Origin of the sequence: Acinetobacter sp. NIOH-H-8 (assembly GCF_046635365.1) — a bacterium.
GTDB lineage: Bacteria > Pseudomonadota > Gammaproteobacteria > Pseudomonadales > Moraxellaceae > Acinetobacter.
The window spans coordinates 1-439 of sequence record NZ_JBHDVN010000217.1 but is presented as its reverse complement, the minus strand read 5'-3'; the positions used below and the strand labels follow the sequence as shown (position 1 = coordinate 439).

Sequence of the window (439 nt, the reverse complement as noted above, 5' to 3'; positions counted from 1 at the left end):
ATGACAAGGTGCTTTACCTTCAACTATTTGACAGAAAATGCAGGTCATTCCATTTCTCCGTTAACCGAGGGGGTTATCGATGCGTTAAGCGTTTAATACAACCCTAACACTTTCCACCATGCGAGGCCGACTGTCAAAAAGACCGCCTGGTTAAAGAGGCTGATAATAAATCCCGTTCGCCACCAGATGCCCGTCGGTACATAGCCGGCGCCAAAAAGAATGGGGCCGCGTGCGTGGGTATACTGTGTAAGAGAGCAGTACAGGCTGCTGGTAAACGCCAGCATGAGCGCCATCGGCGCCGCCGGTATATTCAGATGCAGGCCGACACCCAGAAACACCGCATACAGCGCGGCGATTTGCGCGTTGCCGCTGGCGAAAAAATAGTGGGTATAAAAATAGGCTGCGTTAAGCAGCAGCAGGATGATTATCCAACTGGTTC

General features: G+C 51.5%; 1 protein-coding gene. It reads right to left on the bottom strand.

Annotated elements, in window-relative coordinates; all coding sequences use genetic code 11:
* Window positions 1-92: 92 nt before the first annotated feature.
* A partial coding sequence (locus tag ACEWB7_RS17895; protein WP_411581076.1) for an anion permease occupies window positions 93-439 on the bottom strand: 347 nt, incomplete at its 5' end.